At 65.5% G+C, this 22380-nt stretch carries 18 protein-coding genes; 3 read left to right on the top strand and 15 right to left on the bottom strand.

Annotated features, from left to right (window positions below):
- Position 1: 1 nt before the first annotated feature.
- The 4 genes from BB934_RS25585 to uxaC are packed head-to-tail and all read right to left on the bottom strand — an operon-like array spanning position 2 to position 4671.
- On the bottom strand, positions 2-913 hold the full coding sequence (locus BB934_RS25585; RefSeq protein ID WP_099512203.1) for an ABC transporter permease: 912 nt from the start codon (positions 911-913) through the stop codon (positions 2-4).
- Positions 913-1998 carry an ABC transporter ATP-binding protein gene (locus BB934_RS25580; RefSeq protein WP_099512202.1) on the bottom strand — a complete coding sequence of 362 codons (1086 nt, stop codon included), beginning with the start codon at positions 1996-1998 and terminating at the stop codon, positions 913-915. The genes BB934_RS25585 and BB934_RS25580 overlap by 1 nt, the downstream gene beginning before the upstream one ends.
- Before the next feature lie 31 nt (positions 1999-2029).
- A complete protein-coding gene (locus tag BB934_RS25575) occupies positions 2030-3217 on the bottom strand; it encodes an ABC transporter substrate-binding protein (protein WP_099512201.1) in 1188 nt (395 codons plus the stop codon).
- A gap of 50 nt (positions 3218-3267) precedes the next feature.
- Entirely contained in the window at positions 3268-4671 is a 1404-nt protein-coding gene (uxaC, locus tag BB934_RS25570; RefSeq protein WP_099512200.1) for a glucuronate isomerase, read from the bottom strand.
- A gap of 124 nt (positions 4672-4795) precedes the next feature.
- On the opposite strand from uxaC, the gene BB934_RS25565 reads away from it, so the two are divergent.
- Both BB934_RS25565 and uxuA read left to right on the top strand, forming a co-directional pair.
- Positions 4796-5524 (top strand): GntR family transcriptional regulator, encoded by a 729-nt coding sequence (locus BB934_RS25565; protein WP_099512199.1) that lies wholly within the window; start codon positions 4796-4798, stop codon positions 5522-5524.
- 62 nt (positions 5525-5586) lie between these two features.
- Positions 5587-6783 (top strand): mannonate dehydratase, encoded by a 1197-nt coding sequence (uxuA, locus tag BB934_RS25560; protein ID WP_099512198.1) that lies wholly within the window; start codon positions 5587-5589, stop codon positions 6781-6783.
- Positions 6784-7009: 226 nt separating this feature from the next.
- On the opposite strand, the gene BB934_RS25555 is transcribed toward uxuA, so the two are convergent.
- Positions 7010-8158 (bottom strand): amidohydrolase, encoded by a 1149-nt coding sequence (locus BB934_RS25555; protein ID WP_099512197.1) that lies wholly within the window; start codon positions 8156-8158, stop codon positions 7010-7012.
- A gap of 253 nt (positions 8159-8411) precedes the next feature.
- Here BB934_RS25555 and BB934_RS25550 point away from each other — a divergent pair, with 253 nt between their 5' ends.
- On the top strand, positions 8412-9296 hold the full coding sequence (locus BB934_RS25550; RefSeq protein ID WP_099512196.1) for an SDR family oxidoreductase: 885 nt from the start codon (positions 8412-8414) through the stop codon (positions 9294-9296).
- Here the strand turns inward: BB934_RS25550 and BB934_RS25545 are convergent.
- From BB934_RS25545 to BB934_RS25500, 10 genes are all read right to left on the bottom strand, one after another.
- Positions 9280-10107, bottom strand: a complete 828-nt coding sequence (locus BB934_RS25545; RefSeq protein WP_099512195.1) for a uroporphyrinogen-III synthase — start codon at positions 10105-10107, stop codon at positions 9280-9282. The genes BB934_RS25550 and BB934_RS25545 overlap by 17 nt on opposite strands.
- A gap of 22 nt (positions 10108-10129) precedes the next feature.
- A complete protein-coding gene (cysG, locus tag BB934_RS25540; RefSeq protein WP_099512194.1) occupies positions 10130-11605 on the bottom strand; it encodes a siroheme synthase CysG in 1476 nt (491 codons plus the stop codon).
- Positions 11577-14237 (bottom strand): nitrate reductase, encoded by a 2661-nt coding sequence (locus BB934_RS25535; RefSeq protein WP_099512193.1) that lies wholly within the window; start codon positions 14235-14237, stop codon positions 11577-11579. The genes cysG and BB934_RS25535 overlap by 29 nt, the downstream gene beginning before the upstream one ends.
- Positions 14238-14247: 10 nt before the next feature.
- Entirely contained in the window at positions 14248-14580 is a 333-nt protein-coding gene (gene nirD, locus BB934_RS25530) for a nitrite reductase small subunit NirD (protein WP_099512192.1), read from the bottom strand.
- Entirely contained in the window at positions 14577-17027 is a 2451-nt protein-coding gene (gene nirB, locus BB934_RS25525; RefSeq protein ID WP_099512191.1) for a nitrite reductase large subunit NirB, read from the bottom strand. The genes nirD and nirB overlap by 4 nt, the downstream gene beginning before the upstream one ends.
- A gap of 11 nt (positions 17028-17038) precedes the next feature.
- Positions 17039-17833 carry an ABC transporter ATP-binding protein gene (locus tag BB934_RS25520; RefSeq protein WP_099512190.1) on the bottom strand — a complete coding sequence of 265 codons (795 nt, stop codon included), beginning with the start codon at positions 17831-17833 and terminating at the stop codon, positions 17039-17041.
- Between the two features lie 12 nt (positions 17834-17845).
- Positions 17846-18748 carry a nitrate ABC transporter permease gene (gene ntrB / locus BB934_RS25515; protein WP_099512189.1) on the bottom strand — a complete coding sequence of 301 codons (903 nt, stop codon included), beginning with the start codon at positions 18746-18748 and terminating at the stop codon, positions 17846-17848.
- A gap of 18 nt (positions 18749-18766) precedes the next feature.
- The gene (locus BB934_RS25510; protein WP_099512188.1) at positions 18767-20059 is read right to left on the bottom strand and encodes a CmpA/NrtA family ABC transporter substrate-binding protein; all 1293 of its coding nucleotides are present in this window, start codon (positions 20057-20059) and stop codon (positions 18767-18769) included.
- A 381-nt stretch (positions 20060-20440) separates the two neighbouring features.
- Entirely contained in the window at positions 20441-21682 is a 1242-nt protein-coding gene (locus tag BB934_RS25505; protein WP_237050100.1) for a CmpA/NrtA family ABC transporter substrate-binding protein, read from the bottom strand.
- Between the two features lie 55 nt (positions 21683-21737).
- Entirely contained in the window at positions 21738-22346 is a 609-nt protein-coding gene (locus tag BB934_RS25500) for an ANTAR domain-containing response regulator (RefSeq protein WP_099512186.1), read from the bottom strand.
- Positions 22347-22380 lie beyond the last annotated feature (34 nt).

Here is a 22380-nt window from a genome sequence, read left to right as displayed (position 1 = left end):
CTTACCCTTTCGCGCCGGAGGCCGGGCCGCGGTAGAACAACCCGCGGGAGGCGAGCACCGCCACCACGATGCCGAGCTGGACGAAGCCCATGATCATCGCGATCGCCGAGGCCATGGAGTAGTCGTATTCCTCGAAAGCCGCCGTTGCCGCCGCAATCGAGATGACGCGGGTGACGCCTGCGGGCTCGCCGAGCAGCACCGCCGACGGGAAGACCGAGAAGGCCTGCACGAACGACAGGCAGAAGGTGATGGCAAAGCCCGGCATCAGCAGCGGCAGATACACATGGCGGAAGCGCTGCCACGCACTGGCGCCGAGCGTCGCCGCCGCCTGCTCGAGCGCCGGATCGATGCCCGTCACATAGGAGAGGGTCAGCAGGAATGTGAACGGGAAGCCCGTGATCACCAGAGAGGCGAAAACACCCCAGTAATTGTGAACGAGCTTCAAGGGCTGCGAAATCAGGCCGAAGGTGAGCAAGGTGCGGTTGAACCAGCCCTGCGGACCGAGATAATTCAACAGGCCCTCGGCCACGAGGACCGTGCCGAGCGTGATCGGCAGAACGAGGATCGTGGTCAGAAGGCGCTGGCGCCGCATGAGGCGCACGCGGAACGCGATCGGCACCGCCAGCAGCAGGTTGACGAGCGTGACCGGGATCGCGAGCCAGAGCGTGTTGGCGATCGTCTTGTAGAGAAACGGGTCCGAGAAGAAGCGCCGGTAATTGGCGAGCCAGTCGCCTCCGGCTTTCGGTTCGAAGGACAGGACGAAGCCGAAGGCGAAGGGATAGACGAAGAGCAGAAGCGTGAAAATCGCTGCGGGAACGACGAGCAGGGTGACGGCATCGAAGCCCCGGGCCGCCAGGCGCTGGCGAAGGTTGGGTCCTTGCTCAATGGCCGGGGCCGGCGCGACAGCGTCCATCACTGCCTCCCCTGGATCGGCTCCCCGAAGACGAGAACGCGCTCGTCCTCCGACCGCAGATGAATCTTCGAGCCGGGCTCGACCGAATGATGGGAGCGGAACACGAAGTCGAGCCCGCCGGGAGAATGCGCCGTCCCGACGAATTCGCGGCCGCGATACTCGATGGTGTCGACGCTCGCGGCGATGGCATTGGAGCCGGCCTCCCCGACCACGAGATCGTCCGGACGGATGGCGGCATAGGCCGTCGATCCCACGGCGACGCGCTCCCGGGCGATGCCGCTGATCCGCGCGCCCTCCACGTCGAGGACGGCGCGGCCGCCCTCGAGGGCGACGACCTGCCCTTTCAGCTTGTTGCGGAAGCCCATGAAGTCGGCGACGTCGAAATGCGCCGGGGCTTCATAGAGCTCCTTCGGCGTGCCGACCTGCCGGATGACGCCGTCGCGCAGGACGACGATCCGGTCGGCGAGCGACAGGGCCTCGTCCTGGTCGTGAGTCACGTAGATGGTCGTCGCACCGAGCTCGTTGTGGATGCGGCGGATCTCCGCGCGCATCTCGAGGCGCAGCTTCGCGTCGAGATTCGAGAGCGGCTCGTCCATCAGCACGAGCGGCGGTTCGATGACGATGGCGCGGGCGATCGCCACGCGCTGCTGCTGGCCGCCGGAAAGCTGGCCCGGCAGCTTGTTCTCCTGTCCGCGCAGGCGGACGAGGTTCAGGGCCTCGTCGACCTTGCGGTCGATCTCGGCCTTGGGCTTGCCTCGCATCTTGAGGCCGAAGCCGATGTTCTGGCGGACATTGAGATGGGGAAAGAGCGCGTAGTTCTGAAACACCATGCCGAACCCGCGCTCCTCCGGCCGCAGGGTATCGACCCGGCTCTTGTCGAGCCAGATCGCCCCGCCGGTGACGGGAAGAAGACCCGCGATGCAGTTCAATGTCGTCGACTTTCCGCAGCCCGACGGTCCGAGCAGGGCGATGAACTCGCCGCGCCGGATGGACAGGGAAACGTCGCGCAGGGCATTGAGCGCCCCGAAATCGCGGCTCACACGATCGAGCCGGACTTCGTCGAATTGGGAAAGGGCAATGGTCATCGCGGGTCCTTGAGTTCCTACTTGCGCCGTCTTATTTTCTCTTCGCGCCGCCGACCTGCTCGTCCCAGAGGCGGAAGGCGACGACCATCTGGTCGGGCTGGAGCGGCAATTCGATCGGATTGTCGGCGATCAATTTCTCGTATTCGGGACGGCCGAATTCCTTGATGGCGGCCTGGCTCTCCGGCGGTGCCATGTCGAGCGTCACGCCCTTCACGGCCGGACCCGGATAGAAGTAGCCTTCACCATAGGTGTACGCCTGCTGCTCCTTGCTGAGCAGGAAGGTCATGAGGTCGAGGAGAACCGCGAGCTTGTCGTTCGGCAGGCCCTTGGGCACGCACATGTAATGAGCGTCCGCCACCCAGTGGAAGCCCTTCAGCGCCGCCACCTTCGCCTCCTTCGGCACGACGCCGAGGACGCGCGGGTTGATGTCCCAGCCCGTCGTCGACACGGTCATGTCGCGGGAGCCTTCGCCGAGCTCCTTCATCACCGCGCCGGTGCCGGACGGGTAGTATTCGATGTTCTGCCCCAGCTCCTTCAGGTAGGCCCAGGTCTTGTCCCAGCCCTTGGCGGGATCCTGCGGATTGCTGTCGCCGAGGATGTAGGGCAGGCCCATGATGAAGGTGCGGCCCGGACCGGAATTGGCGGGACGCGCATAGAGGAAGCGGCCCGGATTGGCCTTGGTGTAGGCGAGCAGCTCCTCGGCCGTGGTCGGCACGGTCTTGACCTTGTCGGGCATGTATTCGAGCAGCGGGCCCGATGGGTAATAGGTGACGACGACGCCCTGCCCTTTGGCGAGACCCTGCATCTTGGCAGCGGCCGGCTGATAGATGTCGTCGAGCTTCGGCAGGGAATTCGCGTGGCCCGGGATCAGGTCGACCCAGAGCTTCTGCTCGATGCCGGCGGAGAGCGCATCGGTGCCGGTGAGCACGAGGTCGATGTCGACCCGGCCCGCATCCTGCTGCGCCTTGATCTTGCCTGCGAGTTCCGGAGCCGTCGCCTTGGTGAAGGTGATGCGCGAAACCAGGTTCGGCTTCGCCTTGCGGTAGTTCTCGATGGCCTTCTGCGTCAGCGCCAGGTTGCCGGCGACATCGATAACGTTGAGCGCGACGGGGCTCGTCGGCAGGGTCGCCTGCGCAAAGCTCGTCCCGCCGAGGGCCGCAACGCCGGCAGCGCCCGCGGCGCCACCGACGAAGGTCCGTCTGGTGATCAGGTTCGTCATGTCTTCCTCCCGTTCTGTGCGACATGGCTCATGAGCGGCCACGTCCCGTCTCACAGCTTGTAGGCCTCTTTCGCGAGGCGATAGGCAAGATCGTGGGCGACCTCGTGCGCCTCGTCCTCGTCGAGGCGATGGGTGACCACGAGATTGGCGAGATAGGCGCAATCCACCCGGCGGGCCATGTCATGCCGCGCCGGAATGGACAGATAGGCCCGCGTGTCGTCGTTGAAGCCGACGGTGTTGTAGAACCCGGCCGTCTCCGTCGTCAGTTCGCGGAAGCGGCGCATGCCCTCCGGCGCATCGAAGAACCACCAGGCCGGCCCGAGCTTCAGCGCCGGATAATGCCCGGCGAGCGGCGCAAGCTCGCGCGAATAGCTCGTCTCGTCGAGGGTGAAGAGGATGAACGTGAAGTTCGGCTCGTTGCCGAAGCGGTCGAGCAAGGGTTTCAGGCCGCGCACGTAATCCGTCCGCAGCGGAATATCCGCGCCCATGTCGCGGCCGAAGCGGCGGAAGAGCGAAAGGTTGTGGTTGCGGAACGAACCGGGATGGAGCTGCATGACCATGCCGTCCTCGACGCTCATGGAGGCCATCTCGGTCAGCATCTGGGCGCGGAACATCTCCGCATCCTCCGGACCCGCATCGCCCGTGGACACGCGGCGGAACAGAGCCTCGGCGGCGGCCGGCGAAAGATCGGCGGTTCTGGCCGTCGGGTGGCCGTGATCGGTGGAGGTCGCGCCATAATCCCGGAAGAAGGCGCGCCGCTTTCGATGCGCGTCGAGATAGCCGCTCCAGGTAGCGGTGTCGCATCCCGTGATCTCGCCAAAGCGTACGAGATTGTCCCGAAAACCTTCGAATTCCGGATCGACGACGGGATCGGGGCGATAGGCCGTGACCACGCGGCCGTTCCAGCCCGAGTGTCGAATGGTTTCGTGGTGCTTCAGCGGATCGAGCGGACTCTCCGTCGTGGCGATGGCCTCGATGCGGAAGCGCTCGAACAGCGCGCGCGGGCGGAACTCCGGCGTGCTCAAGGCGGCATCGATTTTGTCGTAATACTCGTCGGCATTGGCCGCCGTGAGCCGCTCGGTGAAGCCGAAAAGGGTCGCGAAGGTGTGGTCGAGCCACATCCGTGTCGGTGTGCCGCGAAAGAGATGGTAATGCGCCGCGAAACGGCGCCAGATCGCGCGCGGGTCGCGCTCGACGATGCCGCCCTCCTTCGTGGCGATGCCGAGATCCTCGAGCCGCACGCCCTGGCTGTAGAGCATGCGGAAAATGTAGTGGTCGGGAATGACGAACAGCGTCGCCGGATCCGAGAACGGCGCGTTGTCGGCGAACCAGCGCGGATCCGTATGGCCATGCGGCGACACGATCGGCAGATCGCGGACGTCCGCATAGAGCCTGTGCGCCACCTCGCGGGCAGCGGGCTCTGCAGGAAACAGCCGGTCCGGATGGATCAGCATGGCGTACTCCCTCGGCGCTCCGCCGAACCCCTTTTCGGGTCCGGTACCGAGCACGTGACGAGGCGAACCTTAAGCCGATCCACGCTCCTTTGCAATGGTCTACTAGTATGGTAGTGTGCCACTTATGACGGATAGACCATCCCTCGCGAAGCTCGATGTCAGCCGGGAGCCCATGGCGCGGCAGGTCACGCGCGCCCTTCGCCAAGCCATTGTCAGCATGAGAATTTCGCCAGGCGAAATGCTCTCGGAACAGGATCTCGCGCAGCGATTCGGCGTCAGCCGTTCGCCGGTGCGCGAGGCGCTGATCAAGTTGAGCGAAGCGGGGCTCGTGCGGGTCCTGCCGCAGCGCGGCACCCAGGTCGTCAAGATCTCGCGCGCCGCCGTGGAGGATGCGCGCTTCATCCGCGAGGCGGTCGAATGCGCCGTCGTCCGGGAAGCGGCCCTGAAGGCCACACCCGTCATGTTGGCCGAACTCAATGCCAGCCTGACCCGGCAGCGCCGCTCCCAGCGCGCGACGTCCACCGACGATTTCATGGCCCTCGACGAGGAGTTCCATCGTCTCCTGGCCGAAGCGGCCGGTCGCCCCTCCACATGGAGCATGATCGAGGACGTGAAGCCCCAGATGGACCGCGTGCGCTATCTCGACGTGAAGCAGGCCACACCTCGCCATCTCATCGTCGCGCAGCACGCCACGATCGTCGATGCCATCAAGAGATCGGATCCGGTTGCGGCGGAAAAGGCCATGCATCAGCACCTCAGCGAGATCCTGCGCTCTCTGCCGGAGCTTGCGGCACAATATCCGGATCTTTTCGAGCCCGAGGCCGAGGCCCTGCCCGAGGTACTCAGCGCGTGATGCCAGCAGAATTCGACGCCCCGCCGACGACCGCGTTCGGCCTCCAACGATAAGGCAATTCCATGGAACAGACTTGGCGCTGGTTCGGTCCGGACGATGTCGTCCAGCTCTCTCATATCTGCCAGACCGGCGCGACGGGAATCGTGACGGCCCTGCATCAGATCCCCTATGGGGTGATCTGGAGCGTGGAGGAGATCGAGAAGCGTAAAGCGCTCATCGCCGCCGACGCTTCGCTGGGCTTGCGCTGGAGCGTCGTCGAGAGCCTGCCGATCCATGAAAGCATCAAGATCGGCGAAGGCGACCTCAAGCCCCTGTTCGACAATTACCGCCAGTCCATGCGCAATCTCGCACAATGCGGGGTCACGACGATCTGCTACAACTTCATGCCCGTGGTCGACTGGACCCGCACCGAACTCGCCTATCCCCTGCCGGGCGGAGCGACGGCCCTGCGCTTCAACCTGCACGAATTCGCGGCCTTCGACTGCCACATGCTACAGCGCCCAGGCGCGGAGGCCGAGTACTCGGCCGATGTCCTTGCACGGGCGAAGGACTGGTACACCCGCTCCTCGGAAGGCGGCAGACGCAAGCTTCTTGCCAACATCATGGCGGGGCTGCCGGGCGCCTATGATCGTTACGACGTTCCAGGCCTTCGCGCGATGCTCGACCGCTACAGCGGCATCGACGCGGCGGCTTTGCGCGAAAACCTCGCACGCTTCCTGCAGGAGGTGATCCCGACGGCGGAAGAGGTCGGGATCCGCATGTGCATCCATCCCGACGATCCGCCGCGCCCGCTCATGGGCCTGCCGCGCATCGTGTCAAACGCCGACGATCTCGCCTTCATCCTCGATGCGGTCCCCTCGCCGGCGAACGGCTTAACCTTGTGCAGCGGCTCGCTCGGGGCCAATCCCGTCAACGACGTGCCGGCCATCGCCGGGCGCTTCGCCGACCGGATCTGGTTCGCCCATCTGCGCAACGTGGCGAAGGATCCGGATGGCTCCTTCATGGAGGCCGACCATCTCGGCGGCGACACGGACATGGTGGCGCTCGTCACCGCCCTTCTGGAGGAGCAGAAGCGCCGGAAGGATGCGGGCGAGACGCACTGGCGCATCCCCATGCGTCCCGACCACGGCCACGAACTGCTCGACGACGTCGGCAAGCCGACGCATCCGGGCTACCCGGCCATCGGGCGCCTGCGCGGGCTCGCGGAGCTGAGGGGTGTGATGCAGGCGGTTTCAGCGCTGCGCGGTCTGCCGCTTTAGTCTATCTGCCCGGTTACAACACTCGACGTCATGGCCGGCCTCGTGCGGCCATGATGTAAGAGGATGCGTTAACTGTCATTCCGGGGCGGCCAAAGGCCGAGCCCGGAATCCATAACCACTGACGATGCAGAAAGACGCGCAACGCTACTCGCTGTTTTTCTGAGACGTTGTGTTTATGGATTCCGGGCTCCGCTGCGCGGCCCCGGAATGACAGCGGACGCGCGCTCTATCCCAGCAAATTCTTGATCGCGCGCATGAAGACCCGCGTGCCGATGCCGATGAGGTCGTCCGGGAAATCGTAATCCGGGTTGTGCAGGCTCGGATGGTTTTCACCGGCCCCGAGAAAAAACATGGCGGCCGGCGCCCTCTGGCCGAAGCGGCCGAAATCCTCCGACGCGCGCATGGGCAGATCGCCGCGGTCGTGCACTATTCCCTCTTCATCGAGCGCGCGTCGCAGATGCGCAACGGCTTCCGGCGCGTTCTCGCAGTGCTGGAAGATGTCGTCGTGAGATATCTCGACGCTCAAGCCTTTCTGCGTTGCAGCGCTCAGAACGAGATGCTCGGCGCTGACGCACAGCTCTTCCATGCTCTCATCGGTCAGCGTGCGCAGGGTCGCCCAGATTTCCGCACGCGCGGGAGCGACGCCGAAGGCGGGTTCGCCGATCTTCGCATGGGTGATCGTCACCATGGCGAAATCCTCGTCGAGAGGACCGCCTCGTCCGAGCGCGGTGAGCGCCGGCATCAGTTCGGCCACCACGCTCACGGGCGAGATCCCGGTTTCCGGCATCGAAGCGTGAGCGGTCTTGCCGTTCAGGACGATGCGCATGCCGCGGGATGCGCAATTCACAGGTCCTTCCGTCAGCGCCACCTTGCCGAGCGCGAGGCCTGGAAGGTTATGGAGGGCGAAGGCAAAATCCGGCGTCAGCTCGCGAAACCGCGGATCGGCGACGACGGCGGCCGCGCCCGACCCATCCTCCTCCGCCGGCTGGAACAGCAGGACGACGCGGCCGCTTTGCGGACGCCGACGGCCGAGAAGCCGCGCCAAGCCGGTGAGGATGGTCATGTGCCCGTCATGTCCACAGAGATGCCCCTTGCCCGGCACGGTGGAGCGATAGGGAATCTCGGAGATCTCCTCGATCGGCAGCCCGTCGAGCTCGGCGCGGATCATCACGGTCGGTCCAGGCTGAGCGCCCTCATAGACGGCGGCGATCCCATGACCGCCCAGGCCCGTGATGAGCCGGTCCGGATTGGTGGCCACCAGCACCGCGCGGATCTCTTGCGCAGTCTGCGCCTCCTCGCGGGACAGTTCAGGCATGCGGTGGAGCTTGTGCCGGAAAGCCACCAGCTCGACCATGTCCTGGTTGGTCAGCACCATGGATCGCCTCCGTACCGGGATCCTGCGGGAGCACATGTCGCTCGACCGATTGCAGTCCGGCCTTTTCGGACACAGGTTATGGACCAACTCCCCTCGCGGGATCAACCCGACATCATGCAAGCAACGTTTGCAGCGTCGAGCGCCCACAATCCTGTCCGAGTGCCGGACCGCTCTCACCCGCACTGTTGCTGCCCGCAGGCGATGTCGCTAGGGTCCCTCCGACATTCCTTTCGGCTCAGTGTTACTCAATCTCATGAATCTCTTCGTCTTCGGCCTCGGCTACTCGGCCCGACAGTTCATCGGCCGTTACCGCGACAGGTTCGCCGAGATCGCCGGAACGGTTCGCTCGCCGGAGAAGGCTCAGGAGATCGCGGCGGAGGGCGTCGAGGCGTATCGATTCGACGCGACGGACCACGATCCACGCATCCTCTCCAGCCTCGCGTGTGCAGATGCACTTCTGATCTCGATCCCGCCGGTCGGTGAGACCGATCCGGTCCTGGACCGGTTTTCCGAAGCCATCGCCGCGGCACCGAGCCTGCGCTGGGTCGGATACCTGTCGACGGTCGGCGTCTATGGCAATGCCGATGGCGGATGGGTCGACGAGGACACGCCGCCGAACCCGGCGACGCTCCGCTCCCGCCACCGCACCGCAGCCGAGCGGCAATGGCTGGATCTGGGAACGGGCGGCGCGTTTGCCGTGCAGGTCTTTCGCCTCGCAGGGATCTACGGCCCCGGCCGCAACGCGCTCGTGAAGATCGCGGACGGCACGGCCAAGCGCATCGTCAAGCCGGGCCAGGTGTTCAACCGGATCCATACGGAGGACATCGCCCAGGTTCTGATGGCGTCGATCGATCGCCCGAGCCGCAACGCGATCTACAACGTCGCCGACGACGAGCCGGGTCCGCCGCAGGATGTCATCGCCTATGCCGCCGAACTGCTCGGCCGCGAGCCGCCGCCGGAAATCCCCTTCGACGAGGCCGACCAGACGCCCATGGCGCGGTCCTTCTACGCGGACAACAAGCGCGTGCGGAATACGCGCCTCAAGACCGAGCTCGGTGTAAAACTCCGCTATCCGACCTATCGCGAGGGACTCAGGGCGCTGCTCGAGGCAGGCGAAGGCGTCAGACGGGAGGGGTGACGTCCGAGGATTGCGACAGCTTCCGGCCCGATGCGGTCACCAGCGGCTTCAGGTGAAAGCTGTCCTCCGGCATGGCGCCGACCGGCCAGCCGGCCTTCTCGACAGCTTCGGCCGTGACGGGACCGATGGCGGCGATCAGGATCCGCTGCATGGCGGCATCGAGCTCCGCTTCCCTGCCGAACCGCCGCGCGACCTCCTGCAGCCGCCGCACCTGCGCCGTGCTGGTGAAGGCGATGAGATCGACCGCGCCTGAGACGAGAGCCTCGATGAAATGCAGAACCCGCTCGTCCTCCTCGTCCGAGGCATAGCGGTAGCAGAGAATCGAGTCCTCGATGGCTCCGGCCCGTTGCAGGAATTCGGACAATGCCCGTTCGCCGCCGGGATAGAGCTGCACGCCGACGCGCTTCCCGTTGAGATCTATGGCCGACAGAGTCTGCACCAACCCGGCCGTGGTGGGCTCCTGCGCCATCAGATTCGGAACCAATCCGATGCCGCGCAGCACCTTTGCCGGCTTCGGGCCGCGGGCGACGACGAAGGTCTTGCCCAAAGCGGCAACGACATCCGCCTCGATGCCTTTGCGACCCGCGAAACCGAGCAGCCGGGACAACCCCTCGCCGGTATAGAGAACGAGGAGGTCATGCTCACCGGCGACGAGCCGGCCAAGCCATTCCTCGACGGGTGTCGCATCCTCGACGTCGTGGATCGACACCAATGGACAGCGGATCGCGATGGCGCCGTTGCGTTCGAGCATCCGCGTGAACAGATCGAGTTCCCGGCTCTCGGGGACGGCGACGCGACGACCTTCCAGCATGTTCGTTTCCTCGTGGATGCCGTCAGGCTTCCGCACTCAGCCGCGCAACCGGCTCGATGGCACGGCCAGCCGCATGTGCGGCACGTTCGAAAACCCGCCCCACACCGATGATGACCGGCTTCGACGGATCGCGCCGCTCGCTCGCCCATCCGAGATCGGCGATGGAACCGGCCCAACGCTCGTCGCCGCGGGAAACATCCGACACCATCACGGCAGGCAGGGTCGGAGGACTTCCGGCTGCGATGAGACGCTCGGCGATGGCGCCCGCCGTGCCGCCGGCCATGTAGAAGATCGTCGTGGTGTTCGGATCGGTAAGCCCCTGCCAGTCGAGACCGCTCGGAAGCTGCCCGGTCTTGGCGCATCCCGTCACGAACCGGACGGATTGCGCCATATCGCGATGGGTGAGCGACGTGCCGAGAACCGACGCGAGGGCAATGCCGGCGGTGATGCCGGGCACCACATCGACGGGGATGCCGGCCTTCTCCAGATGCTCGATCTCCTCGCCCGCCCGTCCGAAGATCATCGGATCACCGGATTTGAGCCGCACCACCTGCTTGCCCTGAAGAGCAAGGCGCGTCATCAGGTCGTTGATGTCGTCTTGAGCGCAGGAGGCGCGCCCTCCCCGCTTGCCGACCATCATGCGCTTTGCCTCGCGGCGGGCGAGTTCGAGCACATCGTCCGAGACCAGATCGTCGAAGAGGATCACGTCCGCGGATTGCAGGGCCCGCATCGCCTTCAGCGTCAGCAGTTCGGCATCCCCGGGACCCGCTCCGACGAGGGTCACACGCCCGACCTTTTCGCCCGTCTGCGCGGCGATGCGCTCCAGCACCGTATCGACGGTGTCGGAGTAGGCGTCCGGCGCCTTGCCTCGAAACGCCAGATCGGAGAAGCGCTCCCAGAACGCACGTCGCGCCATGCCCTGCGGCAGGTGCTGCGTCACCCGTTCGCGCATGTGTTTGGCGAAACCGGCCCAGGAGGCGACGGTGGGGTGCAGCAGCGTCTCGATCTTGCGCCGGATCGCCTGGCCCAGGATGGGAGCGGCGCCGTCCGTCGAGATGCCGATCACCACCGGCGAACGGTTGACAACCGAGCCGAACTGGAAATCGCAGAAGGCCGGCTTGTCGACCACGTTCACCGGCACGCCTGCATCGCTCGCGGCTGCCGCAAACGCCTCGGCCTCTTCCTCGTCTTCGAGGTCGGCGACTGCGAGCGCGGCATCCTTGAAGATATCGGCCGACCACGCCGAGCGGTGCAGCGTGAGCGAACCGTCCGCACCGCCGCGCGCCAGCAAGGCTTCCATCTCGGATGAGGGGTCGGCGGCATAGATGTCGACATCGGCGCCGGCGGCGGCGAGAAGCTCCGCTTTCCAGGCCGCACCCGCCGATCCGCCGACGAGCACCGCGCGGCGGCTCTTGAGGTCGAAGAAGACCGGCAGCTTGGCGAGGCGGCCGAGCCGTGCCGGTTCGGCCTCAGACGGCTTTCTTAAGGGCTGCAGCATCGATCAACCTCCTGATTTCAACGCGGCACGAGCCGCAATTCGTGCCGGCGCGCAATGCAGCGCCAACGGCTTCCACGCTCGAGGCCCCATGCTCGACGGCCGCCGCGATCTGGTTCGCGCCGACGGAAAAGCAGGCGCAGACGATGGGACCGGGATCGGGCTGATCGAGACCGGGCCGCCCGCTCAACAGGCGCAGGCGCTCGGCACCGGCGATGGAAGAAGCCTTCAGGCGCTCGACGGCCCAGGTCCGCGACACCGCTACCGGCTGCGGAGCGGCGAACAGCGCGCCCAGCAATGCGTCACCCGAGAAGGTCGCGAGCCGGAAGCTGGCCTGGTCCTGATCGCTGTACGACAGCGTCTCCAGGTTCTCGCCGCTGCCGATCAGATCGGCGGCGAAATCTGCCCAATCCTCCACCGGTTCGGCACCGGCGAGCTCGATGCGCCAGCCTCCCTCGGCCTGCGCGATCGCCCAGTAATCCGCCGGAATTGTCTCGGGCCTGTTGCGCAGCACCGCGAACCCGTACCAGGCGACATCGAACGGCTCGATGCGGGCGCCGGAGAACTTGAGGCCGGGCTGGCCGGAGACCGGATCGACAGCCGCCAGAGTTGCCGCGCCGATGCGTCCCTGCGCCGTCTGCTGGTCCGTCCAGTGCATGGGGACGAAGATGCTGCCCTTCTGTTGGCGCTCGGTCACGAGGGCGCGGACGATGACTGTCCCCTGCGGCGTGACGATGCGCACCAGCGTGGCGGGCGCAACTCCGGCGTCCTCCGCATCATCCGGATGGATCTCGCAGAAGCTTTCCGCATAATGGCTCATCAGGCGCGGCGTCTTCGCCGTCCGTGTCATCGTGTGCCACTGGTCGCGGATGCGGCCGGTGTTGAGGATCAGCGGAAAATCAAGGGAGACCGCTTGCTGCGAAACCGGCGTCGCGACGAACCGCCCTCGCCTGTTGGGCGTATAGAACCCGCCCCCTGCGAAGAAGCGCGTCGTGCCGGCATCGAGCGCCTCGCCCTGCCGGCGCGGCCATTGGAACGGCTCCAGAGCATCGTAGGCAGCCTCGCTCAGTTCGGCACAGGCGCCGATGTCGAAATCGCGTCTTCCGTCATTGGCGAGACCGGAGAGAGCGGCGTGCTCACGGAAGATCTCGGCCGGTGACTGATAATCGAATGCTTCGGCAAAGCCCATGCGGGCAGCGACATCGCAGATGATGCGCCAATCGGGCCGTGCCTCGCCGGGAGGCTTCAGGAAAGAGCGCTGGCGCGAGATGCGGCGCTCGGAATTCGTCACCGTGCCGCTCTTCTCCGCCCAGGCAGCGGCGGGCAGGAGCACGTGCGCATGGCGCGTCGTGTCGGTGCGCACCACATCGCTCACCACCACGAACGGGCAGCGGCGCAGGGCGTCCTGAACGGCATCCGCATCGGGGAGGGAATCGGCAGGATTCGTGCCCATGATCCAGACCGCCTTGACCTGCCCTTGCCCGACGGCGCGAAAGAGATCGACGGCCTTCAGGCCCGGCCTTCCGGCCATGCGCGGGCCGTTCCAGAACGCCTGCACCATCCCGCGATGATTGGGGTTGGCGATGTCCAGGTGCGCCGCGAGCATGTTCGCCAATCCGCCGACCTCGCGCCCGCCCATGGCGTTGGGCTGGCCGGTGAGCGAGAACGGCCCCATGCCGGGCCGACCGATGCGGCTGGTGAACAGGTGGCAATTGATGATGGCGGTCACCTTGTCGGTGCCGACGACGGATTGGTTGACGCCCTGCGAATAGGCGGTCACCACGCGCTCGGAGCAGCTCCACAGCGTATAGAACTCGCGCAGTTGCTCGGCCGGGAGACGGGTCGCGGTCAAGGCTCCGGGAAAGCCGCATTCCCGAGCGGCTTGCAGAGCCTCGTCGAGGCCGGACGTGTGGCTGCCGACATAATCGCCGTCGCAGAGGCCCATCCTGTCGAGATGATCGAGAAGACCGGCGAAGAGCGCCACATCCGAGTTGGGAGCCACCGCCAGATGGAGATCGGCAGCCTCAGCGGTGACCGTGCGGCGGGGATCGATGACCACGATCTTCGTGCCGCGCCGCTCCCGGGCCGCGAGAAGCCGCTGGAACAGGACGGGATGGCACCAGGTCATGTTGGAGCCGACGAGCACGACGAGATCGGCCTCCTCCAGATCCTCATAGGTGCCGGGCACGGTGTCGGAGCCGAAGGCGCGGATATGTCCGGCCACGGACGAGGCCATGCAGAGGCGGGAGTTGGTGTCGATGTTCGCCGCGCCGATGAAGCCCTTCATCAGCTTGTTGGCGACGTAGTAATCCTCGGTGAGGAGCTGGCCCGAACCGTAGAAGGCGACCGATTCCGGCCCGTGTTCGGCAATGGTTTCGGAAAAGCGCGCGGCGACGAGATCGAGCGCCTCGTTCCAGCCGGCGCGGCGCCCGTCGATTTCGGGATGAAGCAGCCGGTCGTCGAGGCTCAGCGTCTCGCCCAGCGCCGAACCCTTCGAGCAGAGGCGGCCGTAATTGGCCGGATGCCGCTCGTCCCCCTTGATCGCGACGGAGCCGTCCTCCTGCGGCGTCGCCACCACACCGCAGCCAACGCCGCAATAGGGGCAGGTGGTCCGGGTTGGGGTGCCGCTCGCCATTCCTCTTCCTTCAGGCAGCGCGGGCCATGAGAGCCGAGGCTGCAAGCAGGATGCGCGCGCCCTCGATCCGCAGCGGGATCTTGTTGGTGCAGCCGTGATCCGCGCCCTGGGCTTCCCCCGTTTCCAGGCTGATCACCCAGTTGTGCAGCGGGCATGTCACGGAATGGCCGTGCACGATGCCTTGCGACAAGGGCCCTCCCTTATGCGGGCAACGGTCGCGCAGGGCGAACAGCGTTCCGTCCGCCGCCTTGAAGACCGCGATGTCGCCGCCGGGCGCCTGCACGACGCGGGACCCGAGAACAGGCACATCCTCGACCGCGCCGATATCGATCCACTCGCTCATTCCGCAGCCTCCGCCAGGGTGAAGTTCGCCATGGGCCTGAACTCGTGCGCGTCGCGTCCGGCGACCCGCTCGGCCCAGGGATCGACCTGCGCATTGCGCTGCGAGACCACGAAGCGCTCGTAGAGGGTCCGGCGCTTTTCCAGGTCGTCGACCACGGTCGCACGGATGGAATCCACACCGATCCGGTCGGCCCATTTGTACATGCGCTCGAGGTAGTGCCCCTGCTCGCGGTAGAGCTGCGTCAGGGCCGCGATGACCTCGATGCACTCGTCCTCCTCGGGGACCTTGCACAGCAGCTGCGTGCCCTTGATGTGGAGGCCGGCGGCACCGGCGAAATGGATCTCGTAGCCGGAATCGACGCAGATCACGCCCACATCCTTGCACGTCGATTCCGCGCAGTTCCGCGGACAGCCGGAGACGCCCATCTTGACCTTCGCCGGCGTCCAGGACCCCCACATGAACTTCTCGATCTTGACGCCGAGGCCGGTGGAATCCTGCGTGCCGAAGCGGCACCAATCCGTGCCGACGCAGGTCTTCACCGTACGCAGGCCCTTGGCATAGGCATGGCCCGAGACCATGCCCGCATCGTTGAGATCGGCCCAGACCGCCGGCAGATCCTCCTTGCGCACGCCCAACAGGTCGATACGCTGCCCACCCGTGACCTTCACCGTCGGGATGTTGTAGCGCTCGGCCACATCCGCGATGGCGCGCAGCTCCCGCGGGTTCGTGAGCCCGCCCCACATGCGCGGCACGACCGAATAGGTGCCGTCCTTCTGGATGTTGGCGTGGACACGCTCGTTGACGAAGCGCGAGCGCCCGTCGTCCTCGTATTCCTCGGGCCAGTCGCAGAGGAGATAATAGTTCAGTGCCGGGCGGCACTTGGCGCAGCCGCAGGAGCTCTTCCAGCCGAGTTCCTGCATGACCGCCGGGATCGACTTCAGCTCCGCCGCGCGGATGAGCCGGCGCACGTCGTCATGTCCGAGATCGGTGCAGCCGCACATAGGCTCGACCGCCGATTTTGCGAACTTGTCGCCGAGCGTCAGGGTCATCACCTGCTCGACCAAGCCGGTGCAGGTGCCGCAGGAGGCGGAGGCCTTGGTATGCGCTCTCACCTCGGTGAGAGAGCTCAGTCCCTTGTCCGTGATCGCCTGAACGATCTTGCCCTTGCACACGCCGTTGCAGCCGCAGATTTCCGCATCATCCGGCAAGGCTGCAACGGCCGCCGTAGGGTCCAGGGGAGCGCCTCCGACGTAGGACTGACCGAAGATCAGGGTATCGCGCAATTCCGAGACATCCGCCTCCTTGCGCAGCAGATCGAAGAACCAGGACCCATCGCCCGTCTCCCCATAGAGAACGGCGCCGACGATCCGGTTTTCCTTGAGCACGAGGCGCTTGTAGACGCCCCGGGCGGCATCGCGCAGGACGATGTCCTGCCGATCCTTGGCCTCGCCGAAATCGCCGGCCGAGAACAGATCGATGCCCGTGACCTTCAGCTTGGTCGCCGTGACCGAGCCGGTATAGGCGGCCGTCTCGTCACCGGCGAGCTGGGCTGCCACCACCTTCGCCATCTCATAGAGCGGCGCCACGAGGCCGTAGCAGAGGCCACGATGCTCGACGCATTCGCCGACCGAGAACACATCAGGGTCGCTGGTGCGCATGTCGTCGCCGACGAGCACGCCCCGGTTGGTCTCGAGCCCCGCCTCCTTGGCTAGAACCGCATTCGGACGGATGCCGACAGCCATGACGACGATGTCTGCGGCAAGCTCCGTGCCGTCGTCGAGCCGGACGCCGGTGACATGGGTCTCGCCCAGGATCGCATGGGTGTTCGCCTTGCAGCGCACCGCGATTCCGCGATCCTCGAACGCCTTCTGCAGCAGGTAGCCGGACGAGGGATCGAGCTGGCGCTCCATCAGCGTGGGCATGAGGTGAAGAACCGTGACCTCCATGCCCTGGGCCTTGAGGCCGGCCGCCGCCTCGAGCCCGAGCAGGCCGCCGCCGATGACGACGGCATGCCCGCCCTTCCCGGCCGCTTCGAGCATCTTGTTCACGTCGTCGAGGTCGCGGTAGGTGACAACGCCCGGCAGGGTCGCGCCGGGGATCGGCACCACGAAGGGCATCGAGCCTGTGGCGACGAGGAGCCGGTCGTAATCCGCCGTCGCTCCGTCCGCTGCGGTCACACGCTTGCACGCGCGGTCGATCTCGACGACCTGCTTGCCGCGATGAAGCGTGATGCCGTGCGTCTCGTACCAGGCATCGTCGTGGATCAGGATGTCCTCATAGGCCTTTTCGCCGGAGAGGACGGGCGAGAGCATGATGCGGTTGTAATTCACCCGCGGCTCGGCGCCGAAGATGGTCACGTCGTATGCACCGGGAGCGCGCTCGAACAGCTCCTCCAGGGCACGGCCTGCGGCCATGCCGTTGCCGATGACGACAAGCTTCTTGGGCATCGTCACTCTCCTCACGCTGCGAGTGTCGGAGCCCGGTGGCGTGCATAGAGGAACTCCAGCACGGCGGCACGGGCGTCGTTGTAGGTGGAATTGCCGACCAGTTCGAGGCGCTTGCGCGGGCGATCCAGGTCGACGCTCATGTCCTCGCCGATCGTGGCGGCGGGCCCGTTCGTCATCATGACGATCCGGTCGGAGAGGAGAACCGCCTCGTCCACGTCGTGGGTGATCATGATGATCGTGTTGCCGAGCCGGCTGTGGATCTCCATGACCTGATCCTGCAGATGGGCGCGGGTCAGCGCGTCGAGCGCTCCGAACGGCTCGTCGAGCAGCAGGATCTTCGGCTCCATCGCCAGCGCGCGGGCGATGCCGACGCGCTGCTTCATGCCGCCGGAAATCTCGTGCGGGCGCTTGTTCTCGGCATGGGCCATATGCACCAGCTCGAGATTGTGCCGGGTCCAGTCGCGGCGCTCCGCCTTCGACTTCCTGCCGCGAAAAACCTTGTTGACCGCGAGATCGACATTCTCGCGCACGGTCAGCCATGGCAGCAGCGAGTGGTTCTGGAACACCACGGCACGGTCCGGGCCCGGGCCGCTGACGGCCTTGCCTTCCAGGAGCACGCCGCCCTGGGAGGGCTCCAGGAGCCCTGCCACGATGTTGAGCACCGTGGACTTGCCGCAGCCCGAGTGGCCGATGATCGAGACGTATTCGCCCTTCTCGATGGAGAGGTTCACGTCCCGCAGCACTTCGGTCGTGGCGCCGGCGCGCTGGAAGGAGATGCTGACATGATCGATCTTGAGATAGGCCATGATGCTTTCCCCTTACTGCGCAGCGGTGCCGCGGGTGAGCAGATGGCCGATGGCCGCGATGGAGCGGTCGAGCAGGAAGCCGACGACGCCCACATAGACCAGGGCCACGATGATGTCGGAGATGAGCGAGGAGTTCCACGCGTCCCAGATGAAGAAGCCGATGCCGACGCCGCCGATCAGCATCTCGGCCGCGACGATGGCGAGCCATGACAGGCCGATGCCGATGCGAAGGCCGGTGAACATGTGCGGCACAGTGGCGGGCACCATGACGCGCGCGAAGAACTCGATCGGCGACAGGCGCAGGACCTTGGCGACGTTGCGATAATCTTGCGGGATGTTGCGGATGCCCACCGAGGTGTTGATCAGGATCGGCCAGACGCTGGTGATGAAGATCACGAAGATGGCGGAGGGCTGCCCGTCGCGGAAGGCCGCCAGCGACAGCGGCAGCCAGGCCAGAGGAGGAATGGTGCGCAGAACCTGGAACACCGGATCGAGGCCGCGCATGGCGAGCGTCGACTGGCCGAGCAGGACGCCCACTCCGATGCCGACGATCGCAGCGAGGATATAGCCGTAGCCGACGCGGACGAGGGAGGCCGACACGTGCCAGAACAGGCCCTGGTCAATGCCGTTCCCGACCTTGAACGGGTTGACGATGATGTCCCAGCTCTCGTCGATCACCTTGAGAGGGCTTGGAAGCGCCGAAGTGGGACCCGATGCCAGCATCTGCCAGAGAAGCAGCAGGAGGGCGATGGTCAGAACCGGCGGTGCCACCTGTGTGACGATTCCGGCGCCGAGCCGGGCGGCACGGGAGAGAACGCTGACGGGCTTCGGTGCCAGCGGATGCAGTGCGGCCTGCTGGGCTGGCGCTGGAATCTTCGGATTCGGGAGGGCGAGGACGCGTGCGGAATGAACCATGAGCCTGTTCTCCGACGGTTACGCGATGCGCTTGATGGGCAGGCTCGCCAGATAAGCCTGCGGATTGTCCGGATCGAACACCTTGCCGTCGAAGAAGGTCTCCTTGCCGCGGCTGTCGCTGGCCGGGATGTCGCTTGCCGCGACGCCGAGCGTCGTGGCGGCGTCGCGCCAGAGATCGGCGCGGTTGACCTTGTCGACGAGCGCCTTGGCGTCGGTGTTCGTCTCGAACTTGCCCCAGCGCATGTTCTCGGCGATGAACCACAGGTCGTGCGACTTGAACGGGAACGAGGCGTGGTCGCGCCAGAACTTCATGATCCCTGGCGAGTCCTTCACCACCTTGCCGTCGATGCCGTAATCGTAATCGCCCTTCTGGCGCGGCAGGATGTCGGCGACGGGCACGTTGAACCAGGCGCGGGTGCCGACGATCTTGCACATCTCCTCGCGGTTCTCGAGCTTGTCGCACCAGGCCTGAGCCTCCATCACAGCCATGAGCAGGGCGCGGGCCGCCTTCGGGTGCTTGTCGACCCAGGCGGCGCGAAGACCCAGCGCCTTTTCCGGATGCTTGTTCCAGATCTCGTAGGTGTTGGCGGCGGTGTATCCGAGCTTCTGGTTGATGAGCTGCGCGTTCCAGGGCTCGCCGACGCAGAACGCATCCATGGTGCCGACCTTCATGTTGGCGACCATCTGGGGCGGCGGCACGACGATGGTGGACACGTCCTTGTCGGGATCGATGCCGCCGGACGCGAGCCAGTAGCGGATCCAGAGATCGTGCGTGCCGCCCGGGAACGTCATGGCGACCTTCGGATCGCCGCCCGCCGCGCGCTTCTTCGCGAAGGCCTCCTTCAGCGGCGACGCATCGAGACCGAGCTTCAAGCCATTGTATTCGGCCGCGACGGAGATCGCCTGCGCATCGAGATTGAGGCGGGCAAGGATATACATCGGCGTCGGCACGCCGCCCTGAGTCACCTTGCCGGTCGAGATCAGATACGGCATCGGCGTGAGGATATGTGCGCCGTCGATGCCGTTTGCTTCCGAGCCCAGAACGAGATTGTCGCGAGTCGCGCCCCACGACGCCTGCTTCAGCACTTCCGCATCCGGCAAGCCGTGCTTGGCGAAGAAGCCCTTTTCCTTGGCGATGACCAGAGCCGCCGCATCGGTGAGCGCGATGTAGCCGAGTTTGACGGTCTTCGTTTCGGGCTCGGCACTCTGCGCGAAGGCACCGCCGGGAAAAGCGGCCTTCACGGCAGCCAGCGTCAAGGCTGCGCTTGCACTGCGGAGCGCATCTCGACGGGTGATCTTCGGTGTCTGCATCGTGCTTCCCCTGTTCCTGCCGTCGCGCCGTGCGGACGAGAGTCGATGAAACTTCGTCAGGCGGATCGGTCTGGAGCCCGAGGCTCGACGACAGACGCAGATCTCCTGTCGCCGGACCATGCGGGCTCGGCCGAAACGCAAAAAACGCCGCGAGATGAACTGTATGCCGCATATGAGCGGGCACAGCTGATCCGGCGACGTCGTTGTCGGGAACGCCTCTTGAGAGGCATAACGGCCCGTCATCGTTGACCGGCCTGTCTTCGAGAGTGGCTCGGACGTCCTTGTCCGACCCGTCTCTCACTTAGAAAAGGTATAGACTGCCCATATTCTGCTCAAGGTCATAATTTGTGCACTGCGCCTTACTTGTGTGCGGTGCAATGCCTATTCGTCGACCGCGGCATTCGCGGCAGTGCGGATCGGAAATCCTTCGACATAGGCGGGGATGTCATCGGGCGAGAAGCTGCGGCCGTCGATGAATGTCTCCTCCAGCCCCTCGACCCTGCTGTCGACAAGCGGCACGGAAGTGCCCGAGCCTGCCAATATGTCTCGATAGAGATCGGGGCGATAAGCGGCCTTCACCTGTGCAAGATTGGCTTCACTGTGAGCCACCTGACCCCACCGCACCATCTGGCTGTAGATCCAGAGCGCCTGGCTGGTCCATGGGAAGTTCGCGGCCTGCCCGTAGAACCTCAGGTAATTCTCCACGTGTCGCACGCGACCGTCCGGATCGATTGTCAGCCGTCCTGAGAACAGGCGCAGGATCAGGCCCGATGGAACGCCGAGATAGGTTTGATCGGACATCATGTCCGCCAGCGCGGCATGGTTCTCCCGCGTATCGCACCAGCGCGCCGCCGCGTCGAGCGCCACGACGAGGCGCGACAGCGTCTCAGGATTCTCCTCCGCCCATTCCGGACTGACGCCGAGCACCTTCTCCGGCGCCGAGGGCCAGATATCGGCCTTGGTCGCCACCATCCGCCCGATGCCTTTCTCGACAGCGATCATGTTCCAGGGCGCGTTGACGCAAAAGCCGTCGATGGCCCGTGTCGTCATGGCATCCACCGTGAGTGGCGGCGGCACCACGGTCATGGTGACGTCGGTATCCGGATTGATGCCGGCGGCCGCGAGCCAGAACCGGAACTCGTAGTTATGCGAGGAGAACGGATAGGTCATGGCGAAGACGAGAGGCTTCCGGCCGGCCACGCGCCTGCGCTCCACCACCTGTTTCAGGGCCAATGCGTTCGCAAGCGCTCCTTCCGATCCGTCGAGTCCGGCCAGAGCCTGCATCTCGCGATAGAGATCGAGCGAGAGCGTGATCGCGTTGCCTCCGCGTCCCAAGGCGAAGGGCGTGAAGCAGCAATAGGGATTGGAGCCGAGATGGAGCTGGGATGCGATCGGCATCGGGCTCAGCATGTGAGCGACGTCGAACTGGCGAAAGGCCAGCCGGTCGCGGATATTGGACCACGACACGTCCTTCATCAGTTGCAGGCGGATGCCTTCGCGTTCGGCAAAACCCTGCTCGGCCGCGGCCACGAGCACTGCCATGTCGACGAGCGGGATGAACCCGACGCGCACCAGGCGCTCCGGAGCCCGGCGCCCGCTCCTCGTCGACGGGGTATCGTCCACGGATCCGGTCCGGCTTGCAGGATCCCCGCTCACATCCTCTATTCCCCACACGTCTTCATTTCTCCAGAAGAGAAGCGGCCGTCACCACGCTCTGGGCGATGTCGACCAGCTTCCGTTTCTCGTTCATGGCGGTCTGGCGAAGAAGCGCATAGGCCTCCTCCTCCGAGAGCTGCCGCGTTCTCATGAGAATGCCCTTCGCGCGTTCGACAACCTTTCGGGAGGCCAGCTCGCTCCTGGCTTCCACCAGCTCACGCTGCAGGCGCTCGAAGGCATTGAACCGGCTCACCGCCATGTCGACGATCGCCTTCACCCGTTCCTTGCGCAGGCCGTCGACCACATAGGCGGATACGCCCGCCTCGACGGCAGCCTCGATCATCGAGCCGTCCGAGCGGTCCACGAACATCGCCACAGGGCGCGAGACCAGCTTCGAGACCTGGAACATCTGCTCCAGCACGTCCCGGCTCGGGTTCTCGATGCCGATGATGATCACATCCGGGTCGATGATGCTCAGGCGTCGGAGCATGTGGGTCATCGCCTCGATGACCTCCACGTCCAAAATCCCGGCCTCCCTCAGCCCATCGACGAGGATCGCCGCCCGGATACTGTTTTCTTCGATGATCGCAACGCGAAGAGGCCGCTGACCGAATTGGCTGTCTTTGGTCAAATTTGTGAAAGCTCTCGCTGCGCAATGGTCCGGG

Origin of the sequence: Microvirga ossetica (assembly GCF_002741015.1) — a bacterium.
GTDB classification, from domain to species: domain Bacteria; phylum Pseudomonadota; class Alphaproteobacteria; order Rhizobiales; family Beijerinckiaceae; genus Microvirga; species Microvirga ossetica.
Note: the sequence above shows the minus strand (reverse complement) of the source record. Positions and strands in the feature narration are given on the sequence as shown.

Bases quoted from the DNA above. Each gene is read 5' to 3' on its own strand.
- BB934_RS25565 (WP_099512199.1), top strand. From the start codon at position 4,796: ATGACGGATAGACCATCCCTCGCGAAGCTCGATGTCAGCCGGGAGCCC.
- BB934_RS25545 (WP_099512195.1), bottom strand. From the start codon at position 10,107: ATGCTGGAAGGTCGTCGCGTCGCCGTCCCCGAGAGCCGGGAACTCGAT.
- uxaC (WP_099512200.1), bottom strand. From the start codon at position 4,671: ATGCTGATCCATCCGGACCGGCTGTTTCCTGCAGAGCCCGCTGCCCGC.
- BB934_RS25585 (WP_099512203.1), bottom strand. From the start codon at position 913: ATGGACGCTGTCGCGCCGGCCCCGGCCATTGAGCAAGGACCCAACCTT.
- ntrB (WP_099512189.1), bottom strand. From the start codon at position 18,748: ATGGTTCATTCCGCACGCGTCCTCGCCCTCCCGAATCCGAAGATTCCA.
- BB934_RS25520 (WP_099512190.1), bottom strand. From the start codon at position 17,833: ATGGCCTATCTCAAGATCGATCATGTCAGCATCTCCTTCCAGCGCGCC.
- uxuA (WP_099512198.1), top strand. From the start codon at position 5,587: ATGGAACAGACTTGGCGCTGGTTCGGTCCGGACGATGTCGTCCAGCTC.
- BB934_RS25510 (WP_099512188.1), bottom strand. From the start codon at position 20,059: ATGCAGACACCGAAGATCACCCGTCGAGATGCGCTCCGCAGTGCAAGC.
- BB934_RS25555 (WP_099512197.1), bottom strand. From the start codon at position 8,158: ATGGTGCTGACCAACCAGGACATGGTCGAGCTGGTGGCTTTCCGGCAC.
- nirB (WP_099512191.1), bottom strand. From the start codon at position 17,027: ATGCCCAAGAAGCTTGTCGTCATCGGCAACGGCATGGCCGCAGGCCGT.
- nirD (WP_099512192.1), bottom strand. From the start codon at position 14,580: ATGAGCGAGTGGATCGATATCGGCGCGGTCGAGGATGTGCCTGTTCTC.
- BB934_RS25580 (WP_099512202.1), bottom strand. From the start codon at position 1,998: ATGACCATTGCCCTTTCCCAATTCGACGAAGTCCGGCTCGATCGTGTG.
- BB934_RS25550 (WP_099512196.1), top strand. From the start codon at position 8,412: ATGAATCTCTTCGTCTTCGGCCTCGGCTACTCGGCCCGACAGTTCATC.
- BB934_RS25575 (WP_099512201.1), bottom strand. From the start codon at position 3,217: ATGACGAACCTGATCACCAGACGGACCTTCGTCGGTGGCGCCGCGGGC.
- BB934_RS25535 (WP_099512193.1), bottom strand. From the start codon at position 14,237: ATGGCGAGCGGCACCCCAACCCGGACCACCTGCCCCTATTGCGGCGTT.
- cysG (WP_099512194.1), bottom strand. From the start codon at position 11,605: ATGCTGCAGCCCTTAAGAAAGCCGTCTGAGGCCGAACCGGCACGGCTC.